General features: G+C 57.1%; 3 protein-coding genes. 1 reads left to right on the top strand and 2 read right to left on the bottom strand.

Annotation, left to right across the window (positions count from 1 at the left end):
• Positions 1–163: 163 nt before the first annotated feature.
• Both RMSM_RS12300 and RMSM_RS36770 read right to left on the bottom strand, forming a co-directional pair.
• A complete protein-coding gene (locus tag RMSM_RS12300; protein WP_008696162.1) occupies positions 164–3,784 on the bottom strand; it encodes a caspase family protein in 3,621 nt (1,206 codons plus the stop codon).
• A gap of 185 nt (positions 3,785–3,969) precedes the next feature.
• A complete protein-coding gene (locus RMSM_RS36770) occupies positions 3,970–4,212 on the bottom strand; it encodes a hypothetical protein (protein WP_052031604.1) in 243 nt (80 codons plus the stop codon).
• 1 nt (position 4,213) lies between these two features.
• On the opposite strand from RMSM_RS36770, the gene RMSM_RS12295 reads away from it, so the two are divergent.
• Complete coding sequence (locus tag RMSM_RS12295) at positions 4,214–6,157, top strand: vWA domain-containing protein (RefSeq protein ID WP_052031603.1); 1,944 nt, start codon at positions 4,214–4,216, stop codon at positions 6,155–6,157.
• Positions 6,158–6,162: the final 5 nt, after the last annotated feature.

Here is a 6,162-nt window from a genome sequence, read left to right as displayed (position 1 = left end):
CATCTCCAGTGGTTGCCAAAGTAGATGGCATTGGGCGCAAGCCGCCCGGTCGAGCTTGCACGTCGAATCTCGCGTCGACCGGACGGCTCGCGCCGAACCGCTAGAATAGAACTTTTACTCGCCTCAACCGGACGGCTTGCGCCGCCCCCGCACCAACGTGCCCCTAACGTTTCACCGCACTCAGCGGCAACCGCAGGTGATCTAGCAAGTACGGAGGGCTAGCCGTGGGGTGTTGCGACATGCCTTCGGCTTGACTTTCTTCGGCGACCGTCCGTGAAACGTAGCCGATCGTTTCGTCGAGCGTGACGACGCCGTCGCCATCCGCATCGGCACCTCCGTCGAGCGCTTCGATCAACCGAGTGGTGAACCGGCCCAATCGCGACTCGACCACTTCGGCCGCTTCTTCGTCTCCTTCACTGGCCGTGATCGTGATCACGACATCGTTTTGTAACCAACGCAGCGCACTCTTCAGATCATCGACTCGCATCGCCGATTGCACCGCACCGCTGTGACAGGAATCGAGGATCGCGAGCTTGCGGCATGGTAGCGACGCCAAGAGTGACAGATCCTCGAACGACAAGCAGTTGGCGTATTGATCGTTCATCAGCTCGCGATAATCAGCATCGTGCGTTACGAAGTACCATTGGTCGTTCCGCCGATCGTGCAGCCCATGACCACACAAATACATCACCACCAAGTCATCGGGCGAAATCGTTTTCGATAATTGCTTCACAGCCTCGGATGCATAAATTTTCCAAAGTGGCCGTGTCGCCTGGTCATCGACCAACTGTTCCGTGGTGACGTTGTACAGTGGGCCTGCTGCGGTTCGCAGCGTATCGGCCACCGCCGTCGTGGCACTGGCGGCAAAATCGAGCGATTGGATCTGAGGATCGCTGTAATTGCCCACACCAATCGCTAGCAGGTGCATTTGTGGTTTTCGCGGCGGCGGTCCAATGCGTTCATGCGGCAATCGAATCAAAACACGATCCACCGCGTCGGTGTCGGTGGCCGCAATCACCTCGAGTTGTAACAGCGGATCACTTGGCACACGAAAAGTCCACTCGTAGCCCAACGTGCGAATCCCACTGGCTTCGTCGATTCGATCCGAGACCTGTTGTGTCGCGGTCGCTGGAACACCACTGACGAACGCTTTGGGATCGACCAGCCGAGTCCCCAGCGGAATGCGGATGTCCGCGCGAACGACCAACTCGTCACCTCGGACAAGTTCACCAGATTGGGGTGAAATCAATTCAATATGAGGTTTTGTCAGATATTGGTTTACGATCGAAGCGTCCCCCACAGGCGGATCGATACGGCTGAGCGATCGACGCATCGCCGCAGGCAGACTGCCCGTTTCCAATAGTCGCCGAATCACATCAGGTCGCTCGAGGGTTTTGCGGAACTGGGCGGCACGAAAGAAGTCGGGCAATTGCTGCACGCCGCGATTGACTTGCCAACCAAAGCGTTGATGTCCATTAAACGAGGCATCGTAATAACCCGCCGGTGTCCACATCGCCCATTCGCGGTCTCGGTCGACAAGTAGCGTCGCGAGCGGACGCCAAGCGGGGAAACTTTGGATGGTTTCTAGCGATCGGCCTAACCGGGAAAAACGAAACGACACCAAGGTATCAAACGGCAGTGACAGCAATGCCTCGCGGATGCTCTCGGAATCCGATTTTTCTTGTACATCGCCGACTGCATCGGCCCATCCGACCGACATCAAGACGTCCCCATCGCGAACGCCACGAAAATACAGCGGTCCCGCTTCGCGTACCGACGTTGCAATTAATTTCCCATCTTCAATTTCAAATTCGGCGCCCCAACGATGAATGCTCTCTGAATCGCTGAACAGATTTTCGAGATTCCAGATCTTGATCGTCGCGTCGTCCGAAGCGGTGGCTAGGAATCGCGTGTCACCCGAAGCCGAGATCCATCGCACGCCGCCGGAGTGTCCACGAAACTGACGGATCAATCGCGGCGGATCGGATTCATCACAAGCGTAAACGTACACGTTGTTTCGGCCTTTTGTGCCGACCACGACTGCCGTGCCCGCCTCTTTTGCATCAATCGTGCCGATGGCGGAAACCACGCCATGCACTTCGGGGTTTAGCGGAAGCATGCCGAGCGGCTGCTCATCACGATACAGGCGAAAGCGGATCTCCCCGTTCTGTTTTTCACTACGAACATTCCAGCGGTTAGCGAGCCGTTGGCGGGGAAGGTAGTCGTCTGCGTCAATCTCGGCATCGCCCCGTAGCGAAATTCCCGACAAATCAAACACATCGGTGAAGTCGTTTGATTCGCCGCGCGTCAAGGCAATCGTGTAGGGTGAGATGTCTTTGGCGAAGGCCACGCGAGCGATTGGCATGGTGGGCGAATCCAGTCTTTCACGTGGCTCCGCTGCGATGCGTCCTTCGTCGTCGATGTCATAAACATGGATTTCGCTGTTCACCGCGACAATCGCCTCGCCTCGCTCAACGTCGATTTGCCCGGCGGGAATGGCGATGGCAGGATAGGTTTCCGAGCGAAGTGTTAGAGAGTCGCCACTAAGATCCCACACCTGTAGCCGCGAAACCGCTTGCCCTTTTCGCATTCCTGCCAATTCCGTGCCCACCAGTAGCTGCTGATTCGAAGCGTCAAGGTCAACAAACAGTGGCCGACCGCCGATTTGAACATGGCGATGCCGTGTTACCGTTTGTTTTTCATCAAAATCCCAGACCGCGAGAGTGCCGTCGGCACCGGCCGCGACCAAGGAACTGCCGTCGGGTGCAGTGGCAACACAGCGGACGTGATGGGCGAAAGTGGTTTGGCCGAGCAAACTGGTTTTGCCAGAGAAAAGGTCAATACGTTGCAGTTGCCACGTCGGAACCGTAATGTTCGGCTCCGATTCAACGAGGCCTGTGAAATGAGCCACCACCAATTCGTTGGCACCACGAAACGCCAACGGGACGAAGCCTCGTGAGCTGCGAATTCGGCTGGCAATTTCTGCACCATAGGCAATCGAATCGGGCTGGATCACCGTTTTCCCCGACCATAATCCAGTGTCCTGATCGGATTGCCATGTCATCACCCGGCCATCGACATCTTGCGATGCCAACACAGCGGGTTTCTTCTCGGATTGGTCGGTGCCGTCGTTTTCAGGAGACCATGCGAGCGCGGCCACGACTTGGCGATGCCCTGCGTTGAAATCCACCAGCGGTCGCACCAATTTGCCACTGATGGCATCGACGATCCAAATTTCGCCCAACGACCCCATCGCACCGTGACCCGCCATGGCAATCTGGTTGCCGTTTGCGGCCAAGGCGTAGATGCGGCCGCGAGGACCTCGTTGAACTTGCCAGCGGATCGTGCGGTGGTGTTTCCAAGGATGATCTCCGAGCGGCGAGCGACGCCAGACGTGCAAGTCCTTGTCTTCACCCGCAGTCAGCAGCGTTTTTTCATTTGTCGAATTGACTTTTCCCGCTCCGTTGTTCGCAGTGTCGCTGGCCGTATTCGGTGAACTTGCCAGTTCGATTGCTCGAATGCCTCCGCTATGACCGGTGTAGTCGAGCCGCAAAATAGGTTGGATCCCACCGGGAAGAGCGTTGCCACCATCGATTGCTTTTGGGGTGGTGTCCGGGGGGTCGGTTGCGGCGCCGGGTAATTGGTTTTCGCTTGGCAGTTGGTCGAGCACCGCCGGTTTACCGGACGGCGACCCCGGCAGCGTGGATTCGGCCGGCAATTCGGTCGGCTGTGCCCCTTTTCCCGGCAGCGTCTGCTCGCTGGGCAATTGCGCAGACGAATTCACACCACTGGAGATCCAGAGCAATAGAATCGCACCCCAATGGATGCAAGTTTTACGCGGTACGCTTGTCATTAATTTTTACTCTCTCACTCGACCCGCCAAACACGGCTGTGGACTATCATGATAACGGGTTGCGAACTTCATTGCCTCGCATTGACTCGGAAAACGAAACCACCAAAACGGTGGCTTCAGAAAACAGAAGCTGCAGAATACGGCAGCAGCAAAATCGGCGACTTGGGAAAACGAGCCATGTTTGAATCGAAAAGGATATTGATGAAGCTTCGGCGTGGATTGTCCATAGGCGTTTGCACATGGATGCCGCTTGTGGTGATGAGTGTTGCTGGTACCGTGTTGGCGCAACCGCCCTCCCCTTCTCCGTCGAATTTAACGACACCGACGTCGTCCACGCCCGCGTCGCTGGCGATTTCCACGATGTTTTCGCCGCTGGATGTGCCGCAGCGGAAAACGATGGGGTTGCTGCAACGCAATTTTCTAGAGATGGCCGGCGGTGACGAAGGCGAATTGGAAGTGGCCTTGGTCATCGATGGCACCAATTCAATGTCCGCCGAACTCGCCGGCGTACGCGGATCGATCGACCGCATGCTCGATGACTTGCGTCGTTTTCGCAAAGGCGAGGTACGAGCTTCGATCGTGGTCTATCGTGACTACGGTTCTCCCTCGGGCGAAGTCAGTATCGTTCTGCCAACGTTCACCGCGGATAAGGCGACCATTAACAAGGCCGTCGCGTCGCTGCAGCCCGAATCGGGCGAGCCCTTTTTTCACGAGCTTCCCGATGTGGGGCTGCATACTGCGATCACGCGATTGCCGTGGTCGGACAGCCCCGATGTGGTCAAGTGGGTGATGTTGTTCGCCGACGCCCCCCCTTATTCGGTGACATTTCGGGATGCAAAGTTCCCAGGTGCTCATCGCCGTTTCACCAACGAATTGTTGGTTTCGTTGGCTCGCAAACGCGGAATCCAGATCAATTGCATTCTTTGCACCAGCAGTGATGACAACGTCCAACCGTATCAGCAAGTGGTGGATCAAACGCGTGAGTTTATGAGTGAGCTTGCGTCGCAATCCAGTGGCGTGATGTTGGATTTGTCGTATCCAGCGATCCAAACGGCACTGATCGAAGCGGGCAAGCGACCGGAGATCCAGTACGCCAAATTAGATCCGATCAACGCATTTGATCTCGCGGCGGCGCGTCGTCAGGAAGCGTCCGTCGCCGCAACCGATGGTTCGCCCGCGGCAACCACGAACGTCAGCATCGCGGTGGTGCCCCATGAGCCTCTCGAAGGAATTCAATTCGATCCCGACCGGTCGTCGGTCCAAGTGGCCACCGCGATTCGCCACCGTTTTGCCTCGCTTCCGGGAGTCAGAGTGGTCAGCACGGTGGATATTCAGCGTCAACTGCGTCGTTTGCGGGCCGAGGGGCTGACGCAGACTCAAGCGATCCGTGGACTCGCCGGACGGCTTCGCGCGGACTACGTCGTGTGGGGATCGGTCGCACCTCAGACTCAACACGTGCAAACGGCAGCGTATCGACGTCGGGACGGCGAAGCGGTGATCCAAGTTGCATTTGATGGTGATTATGGGCAGGTCGCCAATGTGATTTTGACGGCGGCCAGCAACGATCCTGCTCGCGACCCCGTCCTGACTCGATTGGCGAGTCTTGCGATGGGCAGTACGTCCAAGGCAATGTTGCAAGCTCCGATCGCCGAAACGGCCGCCACGTCGTCTGAGTTGTTGGCAGCGCTCGAGGCACTCGAGCAATCGTTGGCGTTTGCAAGTGACAGCGACGAGTCGATCCAGCTATTGAAAACGGCAGAAGCATCAGCCCGTGCCGCGGTGGCAGCCGAGCCACGCAATCCGCTCGGGCATTGGTTGTTATCGAACGTCGCGTTCAACCAAGCGATGCATGATTATCAGCGAGGTGCGATCAACGAAGCCAAGACGCGAATGACGCAGATGAAGTCGTCACTGCGACGAGCGTACCGCAGCCGATCGGCGATCGAGGCAACCAGTTTGTCCGTTGAAATCGCGGGCGACTATTTTTTGCTGGTCGATCGCAACGTCGAGGATGCGATCTCACAATACAAGCAGTTGATCGATGTGGCGATGCCGCCTGCGTCACAACTGCGAGGTCACTGGATGTTGGCGGGCATATATGCTGGCGACTGGGGCGTTCCAGATTCGTTTGCGGATTTAAAGAAGTCGCGACAGCACGTGATTGAGATTCTCGCGAACTGGCCCGATTCACCCGAAGGGAAACAGCTCAAGCAGTGGCTGCGATGGGACGAAGCGAGTGGCCAGACCGAGCACGATTACTTGCCCACGATCCACGTGCAAATGAGCAAATGGGACGAGGTGTAGAAGTC

Origin of the sequence: Rhodopirellula maiorica SM1 (assembly GCF_000346295.1) — a bacterium.
In the GTDB taxonomy this organism is placed as follows: Bacteria; Planctomycetota; Planctomycetia; order Pirellulales; family Pirellulaceae; genus Novipirellula; species Novipirellula maiorica.
Note: the sequence above shows the minus strand (reverse complement) of the source record. Positions and strands in the feature narration are given on the sequence as shown.